This window comes from Shewanella sediminis HAW-EB3 (genome assembly GCF_000018025.1).
Lineage (GTDB): Bacteria > Pseudomonadota > Gammaproteobacteria > Enterobacterales > Shewanellaceae > Shewanella > Shewanella sediminis.
The window spans coordinates 2696577-2715628 of record NC_009831.1; the positions used below are offsets into that span (position 1 = coordinate 2696577).

Annotated in this window: 15 protein-coding genes; 7 read left to right on the forward strand and 8 right to left on the reverse strand. The window is 43.2% G+C overall.

The genetic code is table 11. The features are described from left to right. The first annotated feature begins 114 nt into the window (after window positions 1–114). Both SSED_RS11740 and SSED_RS11745 read left to right on the forward strand, forming a co-directional pair. Window positions 115–1812, forward strand: coding sequence for a DUF8614 domain-containing protein (locus SSED_RS11740; RefSeq protein WP_012142581.1), 1698 nt, complete (start codon window positions 115–117; stop codon window positions 1810–1812). A 211-nt stretch (window positions 1813–2023) separates the two neighbouring features. Then, on the forward strand, window positions 2024–3082 hold the full coding sequence (locus tag SSED_RS11745) for a hypothetical protein (protein ID WP_012142582.1): 1059 nt from the start codon (window positions 2024–2026) through the stop codon (window positions 3080–3082). Between the two features lie 70 nt (window positions 3083–3152). Here the strand turns inward: SSED_RS11745 and SSED_RS11750 are convergent, their stop codons facing one another. Beyond that, complete coding sequence (locus SSED_RS11750; protein WP_012142583.1) at window positions 3153–3848, reverse strand: SDR family oxidoreductase; 696 nt, start codon at window positions 3846–3848, stop codon at window positions 3153–3155. A gap of 48 nt (window positions 3849–3896) precedes the next feature. After that, a complete protein-coding gene (locus SSED_RS11755) occupies window positions 3897–4244 on the reverse strand; it encodes a hypothetical protein (RefSeq protein WP_041422122.1) in 348 nt (115 codons plus the stop codon). Between the two features lie 511 nt (window positions 4245–4755). Between SSED_RS11755 and SSED_RS11760 the strand changes: the two genes are divergently transcribed. Beyond that, entirely contained in the window at window positions 4756–5805 is a 1050-nt protein-coding gene (locus SSED_RS11760) for an oxidoreductase family protein (protein WP_012142585.1), read from the forward strand. A gap of 516 nt (window positions 5806–6321) precedes the next feature. After that, the gene (locus SSED_RS11765) at window positions 6322–7296 is read left to right on the forward strand and encodes an ABC transporter substrate-binding protein (RefSeq protein WP_012142586.1); all 975 of its coding nucleotides are present in this window, start codon (window positions 6322–6324) and stop codon (window positions 7294–7296) included. Between the two features lie 91 nt (window positions 7297–7387). On the opposite strand, the gene SSED_RS11770 is transcribed toward SSED_RS11765, so the two are convergent. Then, window positions 7388–7912 carry a hypothetical protein gene (locus SSED_RS11770; RefSeq protein WP_012142587.1) on the reverse strand — a complete coding sequence of 175 codons (525 nt, stop codon included), beginning with the start codon at window positions 7910–7912 and terminating at the stop codon, window positions 7388–7390. An 825-nt stretch (window positions 7913–8737) separates the two neighbouring features. Between SSED_RS11770 and SSED_RS11775 the strand changes: the two genes are divergently transcribed. Next, window positions 8738–9880 carry a tyrosine-type recombinase/integrase gene (locus tag SSED_RS11775; RefSeq protein ID WP_012142588.1) on the forward strand — a complete coding sequence of 381 codons (1143 nt, stop codon included), beginning with the start codon at window positions 8738–8740 and terminating at the stop codon, window positions 9878–9880. Window positions 9881–9958: 78 nt separating this feature from the next. Here the strand turns inward: SSED_RS11775 and SSED_RS11780 are convergent, their stop codons facing one another. The 4 genes from SSED_RS11780 to SSED_RS11795 all read right to left on the reverse strand — a co-directional run bounded on the left by SSED_RS11780 (window position 9959) and on the right by SSED_RS11795 (window position 16601). After that, window positions 9959–11749, reverse strand: coding sequence for an amidohydrolase (locus SSED_RS11780; RefSeq protein ID WP_012142589.1), 1791 nt, complete (start codon window positions 11747–11749; stop codon window positions 9959–9961). Between the two features lie 146 nt (window positions 11750–11895). Then, the gene (locus tag SSED_RS11785; RefSeq protein WP_012142590.1) at window positions 11896–12942 is read right to left on the reverse strand and encodes a phosphotransferase enzyme family protein; all 1047 of its coding nucleotides are present in this window, start codon (window positions 12940–12942) and stop codon (window positions 11896–11898) included. Window positions 12943–12977: 35 nt separating this feature from the next. Next, complete coding sequence (locus tag SSED_RS11790) at window positions 12978–14210, reverse strand: class-III pyridoxal-phosphate-dependent aminotransferase (RefSeq protein ID WP_012142591.1); 1233 nt, start codon at window positions 14208–14210, stop codon at window positions 12978–12980. 57 nt (window positions 14211–14267) lie between these two features. Further along, window positions 14268–16601: a TonB-dependent receptor gene (locus SSED_RS11795; protein ID WP_012142592.1), complete on the reverse strand. Its 2334-nt coding sequence runs from the start codon at window positions 16599–16601 to the stop codon at window positions 14268–14270. A gap of 249 nt (window positions 16602–16850) precedes the next feature. Here SSED_RS11795 and SSED_RS11800 point away from each other — a divergent pair, with 249 nt between their 5' ends. Next, the gene (locus SSED_RS11800) at window positions 16851–17495 is read left to right on the forward strand and encodes a TetR/AcrR family transcriptional regulator (RefSeq protein WP_012142593.1); all 645 of its coding nucleotides are present in this window, start codon (window positions 16851–16853) and stop codon (window positions 17493–17495) included. Window positions 17496–17636: 141 nt separating this feature from the next. Here the strand turns inward: SSED_RS11800 and SSED_RS11805 are convergent, their stop codons facing one another. Further along, entirely contained in the window at window positions 17637–18353 is a 717-nt protein-coding gene (locus SSED_RS11805) for an RluA family pseudouridine synthase (RefSeq protein ID WP_012142594.1), read from the reverse strand. Between the two features lie 235 nt (window positions 18354–18588). Here SSED_RS11805 and SSED_RS11810 point away from each other — a divergent pair, with 235 nt between their 5' ends. Beyond that, entirely contained in the window at window positions 18589–18972 is a 384-nt protein-coding gene (locus SSED_RS11810) for a hypothetical protein (protein WP_012142595.1), read from the forward strand. Window positions 18973–19052: the final 80 nt, after the last annotated feature.

A 19052-nucleotide genomic window follows, 5' to 3' on the forward strand; every position in this document is an offset into this window, starting at 1 on the left:
AAGACGAATTTTGTGGCCAGTATTGAAGCGAAGTTTATCCCTTAGAAGCTTTATCATTCATAGCATTACCTGTAAGTTATGCATGAAAAAAACAAAAAGATGGGGAAGCATTACATGAAACCAAGTTTACTATCATTAGCCTTGATAGCCGCCTTAGCTGGTTGCTCTCAAACAGATGACAATAGTCTCAACCATGCTCAAACTGGCAATCAGGCCACCTCTCAAGACTCTCAAGCTGTTACAAATAACGTGTATCAGGAGATGTTAGACAGGTTCGTGACTATTGATATGAAAGCCGACCTCACGGCGCTCAGTGACATCGACAAGCAAGTATTGAAAAAGTTAATACAAGTTGCCGACATTCTCGATGAGGTGTACCTGCGTCAGACTTATGATGACAATGCCTCGATACGCGCTCAGATCCTCGAATCATCTCTTGCGGACAAAGAGTTGATACTTTCTCTATATGACCTTCATTATGGTCCTTGGGATACCTTAGAGGGTGATAAAAACTTCTTTGGTGATATCAAGAGGCCCGATGGCGCCGGTGTATACCCAACCGACATGAGTAAAGAGGAGTTTAATGAATGGATTAAGCTCCATCCGGAAGATGAGGCGAAGTTCAAGAGTGGCTATACCGTAATACGACGTCAAGGCGATAAACTCATTGCTATCCCCTATAGCCAATTTTACGCTAAAGAGATGAAAGCATCGGCGGCCTTGATGCGCGAAGCCGCCGCACTGACTTTAGATCAGAGTCTTAAAACCTTCCTGACCAAACGTGCTGATGCATTTCTGAATGACGAATACCGGGACTCCGAGATGGCGTGGATGGATCTCGATGGCAGTCTCGAAGTTGCCATTGGCCCATATGAAACCTATACCGACAAATTATTCGGGTATAAGACCTTTTATGAAGCTTTCATTACCGTCAGAAATCCAGAAGACAGCGCTAAGCTCGATGTCTATAAAAAGTACCTTAAAGAGATGGAGCTGAACTTACCTATCCCGGATCAGCACAAAAACCTGCAGCGTGGGTCTGAATCACCTATCTCTGTGGTCGACCAAGTCGCCGGTGGTGGGGACAATAAACCTGCAGTTCAAACGACCGCCTTTAATTTACCGAACGATGAATACGTTCGTGAGGTCAAAGGCAGCAAAAAAGTCATGTTAAAAAATGTACTCAACGCTAAGTACAATGCCGTGATGAAACCCATCTCTGAGCTTATTATTGCCGATGAACAGCAATCCTTGCTTATGGAGAAGTATTTCTTTAACGAGACACTCTTCCATGAACTGTCCCATGGCTTAGGTCCCGGTTCCATAATTAAGGATGGTAAAAACACCACTGTAGCCGAGCAACTTCAGGAGACCTACTCTAAGATAGAGGAGGGGAAAGCCGATGTGATGGGCGCTTACAATATGTTGTTTTTGATGGATAAAGGTGAGCTTCCTAAAGCTGAGCGCGATAGCATGTTAGTCACCTATTTTGCCGGTTTATTCCGCTCGATGCGCTTCGGCGTTCATGAGGCTCATGGAGCAGGCGCAGCTTTTCAATATAATTACTTTAAAGAGAAGCAAGCCTTCAGTTTTGACCCTGTCTCTGAACGTTACACGGTCAACTTAGACGCTATGGCTCAATCAATATCGGATCTTGTACATGATGTCTGTATGATCCAAGCGCTTGGGGATTACCAGAAATCTAAGTCATTCCTGGAAAGATATGCCGTCATGTCTGCAGAAGTGGCTCAATTGAACATAAAAATGGAATCAATTCCGACAGATATTCGGCCAAATTATCCAACAATTTAAACTTAATCCTGAACTTATAGAAAACACTCATCCTTAGCCGTATTTTTAGTGAGTAACACCTTCGGGCCCATTAATCTGATTGGATTGATGGGCTTTTATTTAATAATTAACGACCTTAGTGACAGGCTTATTGGTTGGAAAATCGATGGAGCGATTGTTACAAAAAGGTTATCATCTGATCTGTATGGAGAATATTGCGGAAAAGATATAAATGGAACAGATACCACAAGAAGAGCCTGGTGTACGATTTAAAAAGTCAGTTAACAGACCAAGGAAACTTGTAGTCGTCATCTATGAGCTTATTGTAAAATTTATCAGTTCAACAAGTGGTGTGCTAGGTCGACTGACTCTTGCTCAGAAGCTTTATCTTCTATCCCTCATTCTTCTTGTCCTTCCAGATAATTTGGGTTTAGTTGCAATAATTACTGTTATCGCATTAACACTGGAATTTTGGCCTCTTTTTGTTCGTGTCTGGCACTCTTTATCTGGAAAAGCTGTTTTACTGCTTTTTTACGCTATCATTGCAAACTTTGCCATTGCAGGCGCTGCATCAGTGGTGAATGAGGTGGTAGGTGTAGCAACAACTCACTTCTCATATACCCACAACTTTGCCATATTGCTTTACTTGCCAGCATGGGTAATAGCCATGACAGCGTTGGCCATCCTAATGTTGCAAGTTGCCGTGCCTTTTTATCTTATAGGGCTGCTGCTCTTAAAACCTTTCGGTGTAAAAGGGTTAAAGCTTATTAACCACAGCCACTTCAGGTTTACGACTATGTTCATACGCCTGATATTGGCTTCGGTTGTGCTCTACCACCTTATTTTAATCGCCAGCTTAAATAATGAGTTATCAGACGACTTAAATGATCCTGACGGGATAGTGTTAAACAAGCTTTCTGAAAGTGATAAGCAAGAACTAGCTACAGAGCTCGATCGTGCGAATAAAGATCTTGAAGCTCAGGAAGCAACTAGTGATAAACCGACTATAGGCTTATCTTTCGGGTCAGATGAAATCAACAAAGAGAAGGAAGAGCTGTATAGAGATGTTCGTTCTGATTATGAAAAATTGGTCAGAACCTTGATTGCACGTTTTGCTTATCAACTGGAATCAGACAGTCGTTCACGATGCGAGATATCACCAGGTAGTAATGTCGTTGAACTTAATGATTATGAAATAGTAGAAATAAGGAAAGATAACACTGCAGACTATGGATTTACGTTCGAAGTTAAGAAGTGTATATCTCCCGCCTTCCCGGCGGTGAGTGGCTAATTACTGCTCCTAGTGTAGTGACTTAAGCTTAGATACCAGGCGAACGATATGCCTGGTATCTTGTTCTTAATTACCAAGCTATCTCATTACCGTTAAAGTCATAAAAACCACCATTGTGTTCTGTCGAGAAACCATCAAGGAGTCGCTTTATTCCTGTTACAGATTCACCTGTTGTGATCAACGCGTTGGGTCCACCCATGGCAGTTTGAACCCATCCAGGGTGGATAGCGACCACGCTTGTCCCCTCGGGTTGCAGGTCGATAGACAAACTCTTTACTACCGAATTTAGCGCAGCCTTCGACGAGCGATAAATGTATGAACCGCCACTCGAATTATCACCCATACTGCCCATCTTCGATGAAATGGCAGCATAGATCCCGTGCTCGGCGAGCGCTAAATTTGCACAAAAGGCTTCGGCGATTTTCAGTGGTGCAATGGTATTAATCTCCATAACTTGTCGCCACTCTTCAACGTCAGTACCGCCAAAACCACTGCCCTTAGGGCCGTAATAGCCAGCATTGTTAATAAGCAGATCGATTGGCTCTCCGGCAAGGTTTTCGGCTAGTTCATCTACCCCTTCATAATCGGTGACATCGAGTTGAAAAATCGAGAGGCCTTCATTTGCCTCCAATAACGACTGTAGCTCTTTCGCTTCTTCAGGCTCTCTGCAACAGGCAGTCACAAGCCAGCCATCGGCGAGATAATGTTGAACCATAGTTAAACCAATGCCACGATTAGCACCTGTGATCAAAAGATGTTTTGCCATTCTGAGAGTCCTTATGAGGGATAGTCCTTACGTGTCTGGCTAGTAAGGTTATTCTTTATGTTTAGATAGAAATTCATTGATTAGTAATGATACTTTGTCATGAAAATGTTCTTCAAATTCATCGAGTTCACTATTAAAGTGCGATAGGTATTTTGCGGCTTTATCACGGCTCAACTGTTTACTGTTGACGGAGTATTGCATCTCAGGAAGGGACTTATCGTAACGGGGTAAAGGTAACCATTTGATGAAGTTTGAATCTACTTTTTTTAATTCCTGATTAGCAAACCGGCAAAAAGACTCGATGTGATCGACACCATCCGGCCCGAGGCACCCAGGTTCGATCCGACTTAAAACCGTGAGTTTTTTCTCTTGAGGTAAGGCACGTGATGTCGTCATAAAGTGAATATCGAAAGATAGGTATAGATAATTATAACTCCTTTTGTAAAAATCCATTCGAAAAGTCTTCGTAAGACACTATATTTTGAAGCTTAACGTTTAACGCTCACTCAGTTAGGAACCTTTGACACTGCAAACGAATAAGCTTGCTCCATGAGTCAACGAAAATTCATATTACCATAGTCTATTCATAACACCTTCAATTGATAGAATACCAGTTTAATTAAATATATTATCAATTCAGAGCCACTCAGACTTTTTAATGCAAGGCGCATTGATGAAAGAATGGTTACTCCCTTGTAAGTCAATGCAACGCAGAAGTTGGAAGTCTGAGAGTCTCCCAACGGGCGGGTTTCAAAGCCCTGCATGCTACGTTCGATGCTTTTGATATAGAATAACTATTAGCTTCAATCATCCGCCTTGCCTTCAGCACTTTGAATTCCCGCTGAATGAACAGATATTTAATGAAATTGGTATATCATTATCAAACGAAAGATTTGGATAAATAGCATTGAACACAGAAGAATATATTAGCGAACGAATAGATTGTAATGCGGCACATAGATTAGAGTCTGTGCAGACGCTATGGAGTGGTTATGGCGAGATTGTTCGCTATAAGCTCGAGGGCGAACATTGTCCGGGGACTATCATTGTCAAATCTGTCTCCCCTCCAACAGAGTCAGCCCACCCCAGAGGCTGGGATACGCGACATTCACACACAAGAAAATTGCTCTCCTATCGAGTCGAAGCAAACTGGTATCGCGACTGGGCGTTCCAGTGCCATGCTCCCTCCTTTGTACCTGAGTGTTTTGGTATATTAGAAGAGAATTGCAGCGCCCCCTTCAAAGCTGACAAAAAATCAGTACCACTATCTGAAAAGTGTTTAATTTTACTCAGCGACCTCGATGAATCGGGTTTTATGGTGAGAAAACAGTCCTTAACCACTGAGCAGAGCAAAGTATGTATCACCTGGCTAGCCCATTTTCACGCTAGGTTCTTGCAAGATACACCGGATAAAAGTTGGCCTTCAGGCTTGTGGCCGATAGGAACCTATTGGCACCTGGGGACGCGCGCCGACGAATATGAAGCGATGCCGGACTCACCATTGAAGAGAGCTGCAAAAGAGATTGACCAACAATTAAACGGTTGTCGATTTAAGACTCTGGTTCATGGAGATGCAAAAGTCGCTAATTTCTGTTTTAGTCAAAATTGTGATCGGGTTGCCGCCGTCGACTTCCAATACGTTGGGGGTGGGTGTGGTATGAAAGATCTGATCTACTTTATTGGAAGCTGCTTAACAGAAGAGCAATGCGATCAGGAGTTTGAAGAGCTAATTGAACATTATTTCTCACAATTGAGTGTTGCATTAAAGTTAAATCCTTCCAGTATCGATTTCGAAATGGTCGAGCGAGAATGGCGCCCTCTGTTTTTTGTCGCTTGGGCCGATTTTCAGCGCTTTATATTGGGCTGGTCTCCGGGACATCCTAAGAATAATGGTTTCAGTCAGAAAATGACGAAAATAGCCCTAGAGGCTCTAGGTTCGTCTTCAGTCAAAAAATAGATGTCAAATAGCGATGTTGATATCTATTTGTTGATACCTTTTGATATCTGTTTTTAACACCTATGTTTAAACCTGAAAGCCTTACGGTTAAAGGCGTTGAGTGGATAACGCAGGTTTAAATATTAGCATCATTTGTTACCTATTTAACCTAATCTGGACTAAACTGATAGTAGAAGGGAGTTATCGGATAAACGTAAAATGGTCAGTGACCAAAAGCGTCAGGTGACGCAATATTACGAAATCAGGACTCTCTTTTGTATGCCTGCTATTTAATAATTTTACAATTACTCATTCACACACAACCCAACCAAAATCACGTTTGGTCAAAAAGTAATGCTTGTCTCTCCTCTATTCGGTCTTCTTGTTAAATACTCAGCTGTAAAAATATAAACGCCATCGAGTATTCTATGCAGACCGTAATTTGGCAGACATAAAGCGCATTTATTGAAATAAAATCAGCACAAGATCAAAAGAAATGATATATATGTAGGTGACCTGAAAACAAATTGTTAACATATGAAATTAGCATTTAAACCATCAGTACTTGGCCTATTGTTTTGCGTTCTTGCAGAAGATGCAGTCTCGGCCGATATCGCCTTTATTCATAGTTATCATCAAGGATACCCCTGGGTTCAAGAGTATCGAGAAGGCTTTCTTTCCGGTATCCAAGGTCATAGCATTACTGAATATGAGATGGATACTAAACGAAAACCGTCTACTGAATATGAAGAAATCGCAACTCAAACTTGGCAATTTATTCAAGAGCAACAGCCAAAGATAGTGGTACTCGCCGATGATAACGCCCTAAAGCTGTTGGGCCCGAGAGTCGTTGAGGCTCAAATTCCTCTAGTATTTCTCGGCATCAACGCCAACCCTCGTCACTATATTACACTCGATAAAAATGTTTCGGGGTCATTAGAACGGCCATTACTCAAACGTTCTGTTTTTATGTTACGTCAACTAATGCCCAATATTAAAAAGGTCAAAGTATTGATGGATAGGAATCCAACGTCATATGCAATATTGGAGACCTCCTTCGATGACAAATTCAGGCAAACGATAGCCAATATCGAAGTCGACATTACCCTCGAGGGGAGCTTTCACGACTGGAAAGCTACGGTCGCGAAAACCAAGGAGAATGGCTATGATGCAATCATCATCGCTAACTATGCAGCCTTAACAAATAGGTTCTGCGAAAATGTCAGCCTGGACAAAGTCAGTCACTGGACGAGTAGAAAAGCCCCGCTCCCCGTATTTGCATTTTGGTCATATTCCATTGGGGGAGGAAAAGCGATTGGCGGCTTAATTATCAACGGTACCGAACAAGGTCTTGCAGCTGCTGATAAAGTGAATCACTTTTTTGTAAAAGGAGCCTTACCCGCGATATCAACACCAAAACGCGGCACGTTCATGTTCAGTCAGCATGAACTAGAGCGTTGGGATGTCCAGCTTCCACCGACATTACTAAAGAAAAGCACTCTTGTAGATTGACCTTAGTGCAAATGTTTTTATTCCCATCGGATACTCATCCCCTACCTTGATATCTTCAAACCAAGAGCTGCATGATCAGTTTACTTCAAAATTACTCTTCAACCTCATGACCAGAGTTTACTTCAGTTAATAAATTATCAATGGCCTGATCGAAGCTCTCAAATTTTTCACGCTCCATGTAATGTTTCAGTTTTATGATGATATCTTTGCTTAGTTCGATATGCGCTTTCTTCTGTCTTTTCTTTAACTGCGATAGTTCCTTTCGAACCATGCGCCACCCAAAATCACTGAAGTATGCATTCAAACTCATGTTTAGATGTTGTAAGGCTTCGGCTAATAACTCAAGCTCTTTTCGCAATTGAGTAACACGCTGAAGTTGAGGAACCAGCAAAATATATTTTTCACTTTGTTGTGAATTGTTTTGAGAACTATTTTTAGACTTGTCTTCGACCAACTCAGGCAGGAACCAATCTTTTCTTAATAGGATTTCATCCGGATGGATGAGACGATATATTAATGGAATAGCCAGTATCAATTCATCGGCTTCCAATAAAAGAAGTTTTCTTCCAGCCTTAGGTTTCTCACCGTGATAAACCCATGCTTGTTGGTGGTTCATAATCATTCCCTGGATGCTATCAATTAATTGTTCAGTTATCTTTTAATACTAATGTTTTAAGTATGAACAGAAGTTTTTAATGCAGATATAGTACCATCAAAAGAACATAAGGCAATAGTATGGTTACACCATTATATACATTCTAATTCGGGTCCAGGCTCAATCATTCAAGAAGAATTTCAACATGCAAAAATTGCACACAGATAATATCTATCCCTTCTTGGTATATTAAGCTGTTGGTTGACGATACCCTTTCAATATTGATGTGATTAATCGAAATAACACTTAATAGAATGGTGTAACCATTCTTTGCGTCTTTAAATCCCACCCTGTAATGCCCCTGTTTATTTCAACTGTGGCCGCTCAAAAATCACTCTCAACATTCTATTTTTAAACAGATATTAGGCCGCGGTGACAGGGAAAGTTCACTGTTCTTCATTTAGATAGGACAGGAATAACCATGCTCGCGATTAACAACTTGGCAAGCAAGATCATAAACCAGCTTTTTACAATGCGAGTTCAGTTTTACAGGCCATCACAGGGTTTTCTCACCTCTCACCTAATTGAAGTATAAATAACCACCCCTGCGCGTTATTTATACGTTTAGACATTCTACCAGTGATAATGACGATTATCACTGGTAGAGGTAGCCGCTTATCTCTATAATTTAGACCTTAATTTGGATGAAAGAGTCTTTATTCAATCTATCGGATTTAACGCGCTGTTTATTATTTAGTCTAAGCGGACTCAGTCATAGGCTAACTAATAAACCGCTCACAGTTTTCTATTAGCTCTACCCTCTTCTTTATAGGTGTTTTAAATTAAATGTCAAAGTCAGCGTGCCACACAATAAATTCGATTTTGACACCTAATACATCTATTGTTCCGTCCGGAACAAATGGTAATAGTAACGCTTCTGATGAAAAGTTTTTTGAAGAAACCCAACTTCCCCTCTCAATCTTGGATGACTATAAGAGTGCTGCCAGTGAAACCGAGTATGAGATCTCAGAAAATACCCGGCGCGTCTATACATCCAGCTATGCGATATTTAACCGTTATTGCCTGGAGCATGGATTAAGTCCACTTCCGGCCGACCCCCGTTCTGTCATTTCATTTATCGGTCATCAAAAAGAGAGCATTCAACAGAGCAGTGGTGCACAGCTTTCCAGGCAAACACTGACATCAAGATTGGCAGCGATCCGGTATCATCATATTCAAGCTGGATTTCACTCGCCAACGGAACACCCCCTGGTGATCCGGGTAATGCGAGGACTGAGCAGAAATAAATATCGAAAAGTCGCAGACTACGATCAGCAACCGATAATGTATGATGAGCTGGAAATGCTGATAGATGTGATCAATCAGCAGCCGCAACCAATGACAAGAGCGAGAGATAAGGCCATTATTCAACTCGGTTTTCAGGGAGGTTTTCGTCGCTCTGAGCTTGCCGACATTCAAGTTAACCATCTCAGTTTTTTGCGAAACAAGCTCAAGGTTCGCCTCCCCTACTCCAAGAGTAATCAGCAGGGACAAAGGGAGTGGAAAGATCTACCGCAAACTGAACCCTTTGCCGCATTCGATGCTGTTAAAGAGTGGATAGAAGTCTCAAAAATCAAGCAGGGGCATCTATTTCGCTCCATCTCACGAGATGGGAGTCAGATAAGACCCTACAGTGTCAGTGATACAACAAATCGAAAAATAAACCAGACTTCGATGGATAACGAAGAACTCCCACTGTCCCGGTCGAATAGAAACTGCGGTTTTCTACGCGGTGATGATATTTACCAGATGATAAAGAAGTATTGTGCAAGATCGGGTTTAAGTCCGGAGTTCTATGGAGCACATAGTTTACGTAGTGGTTGTGTTACCCAGCTCCATGAAAATGATAAAGATCACCTCTATATCATGGCAAGAACCGGGCACACAGATCCGAGATCGCTCAGACACTATCTGAAACCTAAAGATTAATGCTATTTTGTAGGAGCGTGCTTCCAACCGCGAAGGTGTATGCCCTTCTGTAGGAGCGCGCTTCAGCCGCGAAGCTTTTTACAATGTAGATCCATTCGTGGTCCCTTTCTCAGTTTCAGTTTTAGTTTCATAAACGGTCTTGCCACCGACCACGGTTTGTATCACGCGAGTCTTATGCACTTGATTTATCTCAATTTCGAATAGGTTCTGATTCAAAATAATAAAATCAGCGAGTTTTCCGGTTTCAATCGACCCAATGATGTCCTCACGGTTTTGAGCGAAGGCCCCACCGATAGTAAACACTTCTATGGCATCGCTGAGGGATATACGTTCTTTAGGATCGGATAAAATTTCCCCGCCTCCGCCTGGTACTTGCCTGGTAACCATAGTCTCAAGTTCTAAGAATGGATTGGGAGATTCTGCGACCGGCCAATCCGATCCAACCGATATAGCAACCCCCTCATTTTTTAGTGTTTTAAAGGGAAATGCCCAATCCAATCTTCGTTGCCCTAACTCATCACGAATAATGTCCCAGCCAGAAACCGGATACCAAAAATGGGGTGAAAACTCGACGCCGACATTATGTTCTTTAAAGCGCTTAATGTCATCCGGGTGAACAAATACCGTATGGGCAATATTATGTCTAAGTGTTGAACCATTCTCCCGTGACTTTTCAATCGCATCGAGCGCCGTTCGAATAGATTGCGAACCGACGGCATGCACTTTCATCACATGCCCTTTCTTGTCATATTCGCTGAATTTCTCAGCAAAGTAGTCGGGATCATTTCGCCATGGGCCGCCATGCTGATCGCTGGTTCCTTCATAAGGCTCAACCATAATTATGGTTTGACCGCCGGCTGAACCATCGAGAACAAACTTGACTCCATCGGCATTCAGCCAGTGGTCAACTTTATAGGCTTGGTGATTTGCTATCGCATTGCTTGCGGCCTCTTTCCATTCCGGGCTCAGCCACTCTATTGGATCTGCAATATATGCCTTAATCCTGAGCGTAAGTTCACCGCTATCCGCCAATGTTTTATAAGCATCTAACATATAGGCACGTGCCCAAGCATCAGTGATGCTGGTAATTCCGAACTGGTTGAGTTGAGAAAAGATAGGTTTTATCCCACTGTTGATCAATTCTCTACCCTTTGGAAGATCTTTAAGTGCTATTTCGTACGCCATGTTTGCGGCAGTTTCTCTCAGCACACCAGTAGGTTGCCCGTCTTTGTCCTTGACTATTATGCCCCCTTCCGGCGCCGTTGAATTTTCATCGATCCCCAACTTTTTTAAACCCAGTGAATTGATTAATACGGCATGACCGCCGACGTCCCACAAGAGCAGAGGTTTATCGTTAATCAATTTATCGAGTGTAGTGAAATGTGATAATGCATCAATCTGATGCATTTTCTCGCCATTATCGGCTAACCAATTTAATGCACCACCTATGATCCATTTATCATCTGATTTTTGTTCACCAAACGTTTCTATAATATGGCTGACTTTCTCCCAGCCCATAGATGGCACGATATTGATACCAAGATAACTCTCGGTCGCCATGTCCGGATGGATATGCTCTTCGACAAACCCGGGCATAACAAATTGTCCCGCCAGATCGATAGTCTCAGACTCGGGTGTCATCCAGGATTTAAGTGATTCAGCGTCACCAACGGCAACAAATTTATCATCGATAACCACAAAACCTTCGGCCCAGGGGGCTGCATTATCTTGTGTATATACACGACCATTGACATAAACTTTGGTTATTTGACTATTAATCTGTTCATCAGAGCCACTGTTTTTATCGGCGCACGCTGACAAAAAGGCAATAACGCCGATATTAATTAAAATTGAAGCTATTCGTTTCATAATGTATTTCCAACCAATTTACTTGCGAACTATTAAATTACAAAGAAAGATTTCAGAAGAATAAAATTACAATGACTGTCGGGAATTTTGAATAGTTAATTCCCGTTACTCTATTAATCATAAAAATTTGTATTGAATATGTTTAATCAAGCTGCTTTATGCTGAGATAAATAATGCTCCGCCAACTCTATGACCCCGGCTTTAACAATCGGGGTGAGTTCCTTTGCAATATCCGTTTCTTTACGGGTATGAGCCCAGCCTAAATAGGTTGTCCCTCTGGCTAGCAGGAATGATGGCAACATAGCGAGATGCTCATCGGGTAGATCTCGTACTCTTCGGTAACCGGTTAACAGGGCGTGAAGTACATCATCGAAATGCTCCTCTCCCAGATGGAAAAATAGTGAAGTAGCAATATCAAACATATGCCAGCCAAACCCTGCATCATCAAAGTCTATTAATGAATAACTATCTCCGGATTCCAGTAGATTTTCAGGCAACATATCGGCATGGATAAGACTATATCTATCTGGAGTTTGACCAAATTCATTGAACTCGTTAGATAGCTCTTTTTTTACTGTATTCAGTAAGATACGCTCCTGGTTGTTAAGACATTCAAGTTCCCAGAATTTACCCCAGGTTGGACACTTTCCAAACAAGCCATCGACATCCCATGCATGACGGGTGAAATCTGTTGGAAGTTCCCACTGACTGGCCTGATTATGACACCTTGCCATGATCTCGCCGATACAGGTATAAGAGGCCATTAAAGATTCAATAGAGAGATCGACGCCAGCTTCGATAGACCCCAGAGGTTCACCATCGACCCATTTCACAATATCTATCTGACGAGGCTCCGGGACATAATCTCGTTTTTCGACATGAAAATATCTGCCGTCTTTAGTTTTTAAAAATGAAGATGTCTCTATGCCGCTATCGGCCAGTGCCTTGTTCCATTTTATTTCGGAAAGCAGTTCATCGTTGGTGTGATAATTAGCCCGATGAACTCTGACCGCATATTTTTCCCCGGAAGTTGTCGTTAGTTTAAATACCGCATTTTCTCTGTGTTTGACTAATTCTAATGATTCGATATCTACTGGCCATTGGCATATCGCTTCTCTAAGCAGTTTTTCAAAAAATTGGCACTGTTGCTTTTCATCTAGTGAATAGAATTGATTTGTCATAGTTATAGTCATTGCTATTTTCCTTTTTTATCTATGTCCACACAGACTTATAATTCTTGTAGGGCTTTTTCAAATCGAGTCATTAACTCATCACAGAAGGCTCTATCTATCAGGAGTCCTGGCTTGAACTGCAATATACTGGTGTCGAAGCCTGCAAAAATGGCCCAGACACCGTGTTTATACAGGGCACGCATCATCTCGATCCCACCATCGTCCTGATCAAATTTAAGACCGAACACTAATCCGCATTGGTGTATTTCACTTAACAAGGGGTATTGCGCTTTCAGTAATTCCAATTTTTCACGCAGGTATGATTGATTGGCATCGACTATGGCCATAACAGAACTGTCACTACAGATCTCCAGCACCCGGTTTGCAACGAGACAACCAAGTTCGGCGCCGCCAAACGTTGACACGTGTCCCCAACCACTTTCGGTTAACCATTGGCCGACTTTTGCGCTCAACATGGCGGCGGCAATCGGGTAGATCCCCCCCGATAACCCCTTTCCAATCACCATGATGTCCGGCTCAACATTATATTTCTCGATGGCCCATAAACAACCACTGCGACCGAGGCCGGTTTGTACCTCATCGGCAACATACAAGGCACCGTGACGCTCGCATAGTTGTTTAACCTTAAGATGGTAGTTGTCTATCGGGCTTAAAAATCCTTGCGTTGCAGGAATGGTTTCAATTAATACTGCTGCGATATCATTCGATGCCAAAGCCGTTGCCATCGCATCTAAGTCGTTAAAAGGTACTGTGATAAATTCATCCGGATAGGCACTGTTAAAAAACTGAGCCGCCTCATCGTTACCCGCAGCGCCTGATAAGCCAGTACGGCCATGATATCCAGATGAAAGTGAGATGATTTTTCGTTTCCCGGTCGCCTGTCTCGCGGATTTAATCGCAATATCGACGGCCTCGGAACCACTACTGGCAAACACGGTATATTGAAGCTCACCCGGACTCAGTTCCGACAGGCGTTTGGCCAATTTTGCCCGCTCCGGGCTAGCGAAATGGTGATTACCAATATCCAGATAGTCCAGACCTTCTTTGAGTAAATCACACAACTCCTTGTTTCTATGCCCTAAATTAAATGTGCCACCATTAAGATGCAGATCCATCAATTCATGGCCATCGAGATCCCAGATCCGATATCCTTCACGCCTTCCTATGACCAGCTCTACCCCAAAACTGCTGAAAGCATCGAGCCTGGCCGGAATAAGGTGTTTATGGGCTATTTCCAGCGTATTTTTTTTCGTTAAATGACTGAGCATAAAAGTTCTCACTTGAAATGAGGGAGGCTGCCCTCCCTTAACTGCTAAGGTCGTTGGTTAATAAAAGCTGTAGCTAAAACCAACCCCGAAAGTACGTGGACGCGCCATCGAACGAGAATAGATGTCGTTAGCATAGGATGAAGAGGTGTAATAGGACTCGTCGGTTAAGTTGCGAACGAAGGCGGATACTTCCCATGCCCCGTCAGATTGAAGTAATGCAAAACGTAGATTTGCCACGGTATAACTCTCAAGGGTGTTCAGCTCAGGATCGTTAGTCAGGTAAGAGAAGGATGAGTCGCTATAAAACCCATCTAGTTGGCTTCTAAGTAGCCAATCGTCACCAATTTCAGCTTCATATGAAATAAGTGCTGACCATTGAAGCTCTGGCGAATTGGTCAGTTTCTGTCCTGCAAGGTCCATAGGTTCTAAGGTTTCCAAGTTGATCCCGGTTCCCTCTATCACTTCAGTATCAAGCCAGGTGCCTGAGACTCGCAGATCTAAGCCATCGAGTGGATTCAATACCCATTCGATTTCGGCGCCGCGGATCTCACTCTCTTCCAGGTTTATGATGACACTCAAGGGACCAAAAAGGGGATCGACCAGGGTATCTTGTACCTGCTTATCCTTATACCAGTAATTAAATACGGAGGCGTTTACCTTCATGGTGTTATTGAGTAGGACCGATTTGAAGCCTAGCTCGGCAGCATTAAGGATCTCCTCATCATACGGCCCCCATTGTGAGGTCGATGATGCGTGGGCTCCCTGGTAACCACCTGATTTAAAACCATTACTGACTAAGCCATAGAGTAATACATCCTGGTTAAGCTTGTAATTGATACCGACTTTTCCTGACAGGTTACTTACAGATAGCTCATCGCTGAATGTTTCTGTCATTCCGGTCTCCGGGTTTACCGTACCGCAATCGCCCGGTCCGGTGCCCAAAATTGGCGTTAACGCGCCTTCCACATCATAGGTACACGCATCGAGTAACTCACGCTCCTCAGCCGTGTAACGTGCACCGAGAATTAGCGTCCAATCCTCTGCAAAATCCCATTCGGTATGGCCATATAGCGCCGCTGTTTTGGTATTGATCTCATACCTTGTATCGACATACTGAAGGTACATGTCGGGTGCTATCCATGTGAAATCAGAGTTACTCGCCTGAACAACATCGGAGAAAAAGCTCTCTTTGACTGAGTCTGAGGAGGCATAGGCGCCGACAATCCAAGAAAAGTCTTCACCATTATCCGCTGATAAGCGTAACTCCTGGCTAATGGCCTGAATATCGCTGTCGTTATACACATCTGTGCTGCGCAGATCGCTGCCATCCCAATCGTTGCCGTCTTTTCGATCAAACTCTTCATAAGCCGTGATTGAGGTGAGTGACAAATTATCATTCAATGCCCAATCGAGCGTGACCGATGCACCAAAACTATTGCTGTCACGCTTGGTTTCTATCGGTGATGTCCCTTCAAAATCCGATACTCCCCATGAGGCACTACTTGAATCATTGAGATTTATTTTGTCAATATCTGTGGGGACGGTACCGAAGCCTGGAACCAGAGGACGATAAGCAAATGCCTGAGGAACGGAATTCTCCGATTTGTCTCTGCCGCCGTGAACATTAAAGAGTAAACTGGCATCGGAAGAGAGGTCCCAGTTAACTAATAATCGGTATCCCAGCTGATCCTGCGCGCCATTATCTTCACCTGTTACTGCATGGGTTTGCCAACCCTCCCCCTCATTGAGGGTAGCAAAGGAGAAGCGAGCACTCAGGTTATTGGTTAAACCGCCATTGATAAAACCGTCGGTCTTCACTCTCTGGTAACTGCCGTACTCCAGGTTCACGCCCAGTTCAAAATCCTGAGTCGGTTTGTTGCTGATAAAGTTAAACGCGCCCCCCGTGCTGTTTCTGCCGTACAGATCTCCTTGCGGCCCTTTTAAGATCTCCACACGTTGCACATCAAATTGCAGTCCACGGGTCATAATGGGGTAAGGCAGACTCACTTCATCCACATAAATACCGACCGTCGAGTTTGCTGCGGTACTGTAGTCATCAAAGCCCACACCGCGAATAGTGTAGATTGGGACGCCAACCGCGGAGGTTTCAGAATAAACCACCCCGGGGGTAAACTTGGTGATATCGATGGCGTTGTTGATGCCCAGATCTTTCATCTGCTGCGAGCTAAATGCCGCGATAGGCATACCGATGTCATCGGCAGATTGGAGTCGCTTCTGCGCCGTTACCTCAATTCTTTCTATTAGCGAACTCTTGGATTTTTTAATCTCAGGCTGTTCGGTCGTGCCCGACTCATCTTCATTCGCGTGTACCTGGCTTGACGCGATTGCCATCGTGATGGCGATGGCTACAGAACTTGGTTTCATTAACATATCAGCATTACCTATTTTTGTTATTTGTGTGTGCTGCTTATACAACTTAGCCAGTACTGCGGGCGTGAGTATTTAGCACGTTTCGTCTTGTTTTTTGTACAACCTACAGATTAAAAAACCTTCGACTTTTAACCTTTAGTTGTCACTAAACTAGCAGTTTTGTGACATCGGTCAACATAAAACTCGAATTAATTCGTGTTTAAATAATTTGTATCGACAAAATATGGTTGAAACACATAGAATAAAAATATGACAAAACCATCAGAAATAAATACGCGAAAAAAGCGTAAGAGCCTTCCTCAGAATCGAGGAAATGTAAGAAGAGAAAAGCTGATCCTTGCCGGCAAAAGTTTGCTCGAAGAGCGCTGTATCGAAGAGATTTCGCTGGCCAATGTCGCTAAACTTGCCGAGATCCCGCTGGCATCCAGCTATCACTTCTTCCCCAATATCAATAGTCTGTGGGTGGAGATTGCGTCTGTATTTGGAACTGAGATCAGCCAAGTCATATTCAAGTCGTTCACACTGGATGAAGATGATAATTGGCAAGCCATTATTCGGATCTGTATTCGGCGTGCGGCCGAGCTCTACCGTAATAACAGGTCGTATCAGCAATTGATCATCGGAGGTAAGACTCCCGCTTATATCAAATTAGCCGATAGACGAAATGATGAGGTCATAGGAAGGCTATTGATCGACGCCATAGAAGATCATTTTGTTATTCCGGACTTCCCGGACCAGGCACAGGTCTTTTTCCACGCCGTGGAAATTGCCGATCTGATGTTTATGTTGTCGGTTAATAAACACGATGAGATAACCGATACGATGGAAGAGGAAGCGAAAAGAGCCAGTATCGCCTACCTCAAATGTTATCTGGGAGAGTTTTTACATCAGTAGCAGCGTGCTTCACCTACAAAGATGTGGCTCTCTGTAGGAGCTCGCTTTAGCCGCGAAGCTTTGTGTAAATGGTGGACCATTCCCGGCTAAAGCCGGTCCTACATTTAGTGCGCTTTAGCCGCGAAGGTGAGATTAGAAATCCTAAAACGGACTCGGAGAGATAATATTCATCCGCTCTCCCGTTATTGGGTGGTCAAAGCTAAGTTCGCTGGCATGTAACAATAGCCTCGAAGAGGTAAAGAACGCCTCATCGGTGGCATAGAGATCACAGCCCAAAATGGGGTGTTTTATCTGTTGACTATGAAGCCTTAACTGATGAGTCCGACCACTTACAGGCTCAAATTCGACCCGGGTAACCGCCCTATCTCCGGCTTTTTTATGCTCCTGGAAAAAAGCGTTGTTATGAGTCTGAACGAAACGTTCGAGTACCTTAAACTTTGAGACCGCCGGCTTACCAGTTTGCTGGCAGACTTTCATCAGAGGAAAGTTCTCTGTATCTTTTGCGATAGCAAAATCAATCAGGCCCTCATCCATCTTCAGATGTCCATGTAATAGTGCCGTATAGCGCTTCGACACGGTTCTTTCACTAAACTGCTTGCAGAGTTGAGCGTTTACCTGCTTATTCATCGCAACTAACATGATGCCGGACGTACCAAAGTCCAATCTATGGATCATGGTACAGCTCGGAAAGTCCTGAACAAGACGAAAGTGTACCGAATCCTTATTATCCGGATGCTTTCCCGATAAGCTCAATAAGCCACTGGGTTTGTTGATTAAAATCAATGCTTCATCCTGATACAAGATCTCAATCTCATCATGACATACAGGAACGATAAATGGGTCGGCTTGGGGCTGCATAGCTCACCTAATAAGGAGTTAGGGATGCAGATGATACAGAAAAAATGGACACGCCTGAAGGGCTGATGTGCTTCGAACCGTCCGCATAACCACAAAGCGGGAGATTTCGCTGAATGTAAGCTGAACAAATAGTTAAAAAGGGCGTATCGCACACAAATGGTTAGTAAAAAGTAACTAACGTGATAACAAATAGTGTTAACATGGCGCCATTAACGTTACCCATTATTAGAGTACGATGTTTCTACGATCTTTTTTCGCATTTATCTTGATAGCATCATTAAGTGCATGTCATTCCGAAGACTATGTGGTCAATACCGATCTGATACGTGACGGTATCACAATAGGTCCTACTCAAGTGACAATTGGAGCAGACCACCCTGTAGAGTTTCCGATAGAACTCGAGAGTGTCAATATCTTGCGTTTAAGTCTCTCTGATAATCTGGGGCAAATTGATCTGACAGCACAGCTTATTTATCGAAAGGGGGATTTCCTCAACATTGAGACTCTTCCAGGTTTTACACTATTACCCGATGGACAAGAAGCGTCATTAGAATTTCAGATAGATAACGACGCACCTTTGTATCAATGGACGGTATCGGTTACCAAAGAAGAGCACTAGTTAAAATAATCACAACAAATTTCAAAAACGCAGCCAAATTGGCTGCGTTTTGCTTTAATAATCATAGATTAATAGGTGCA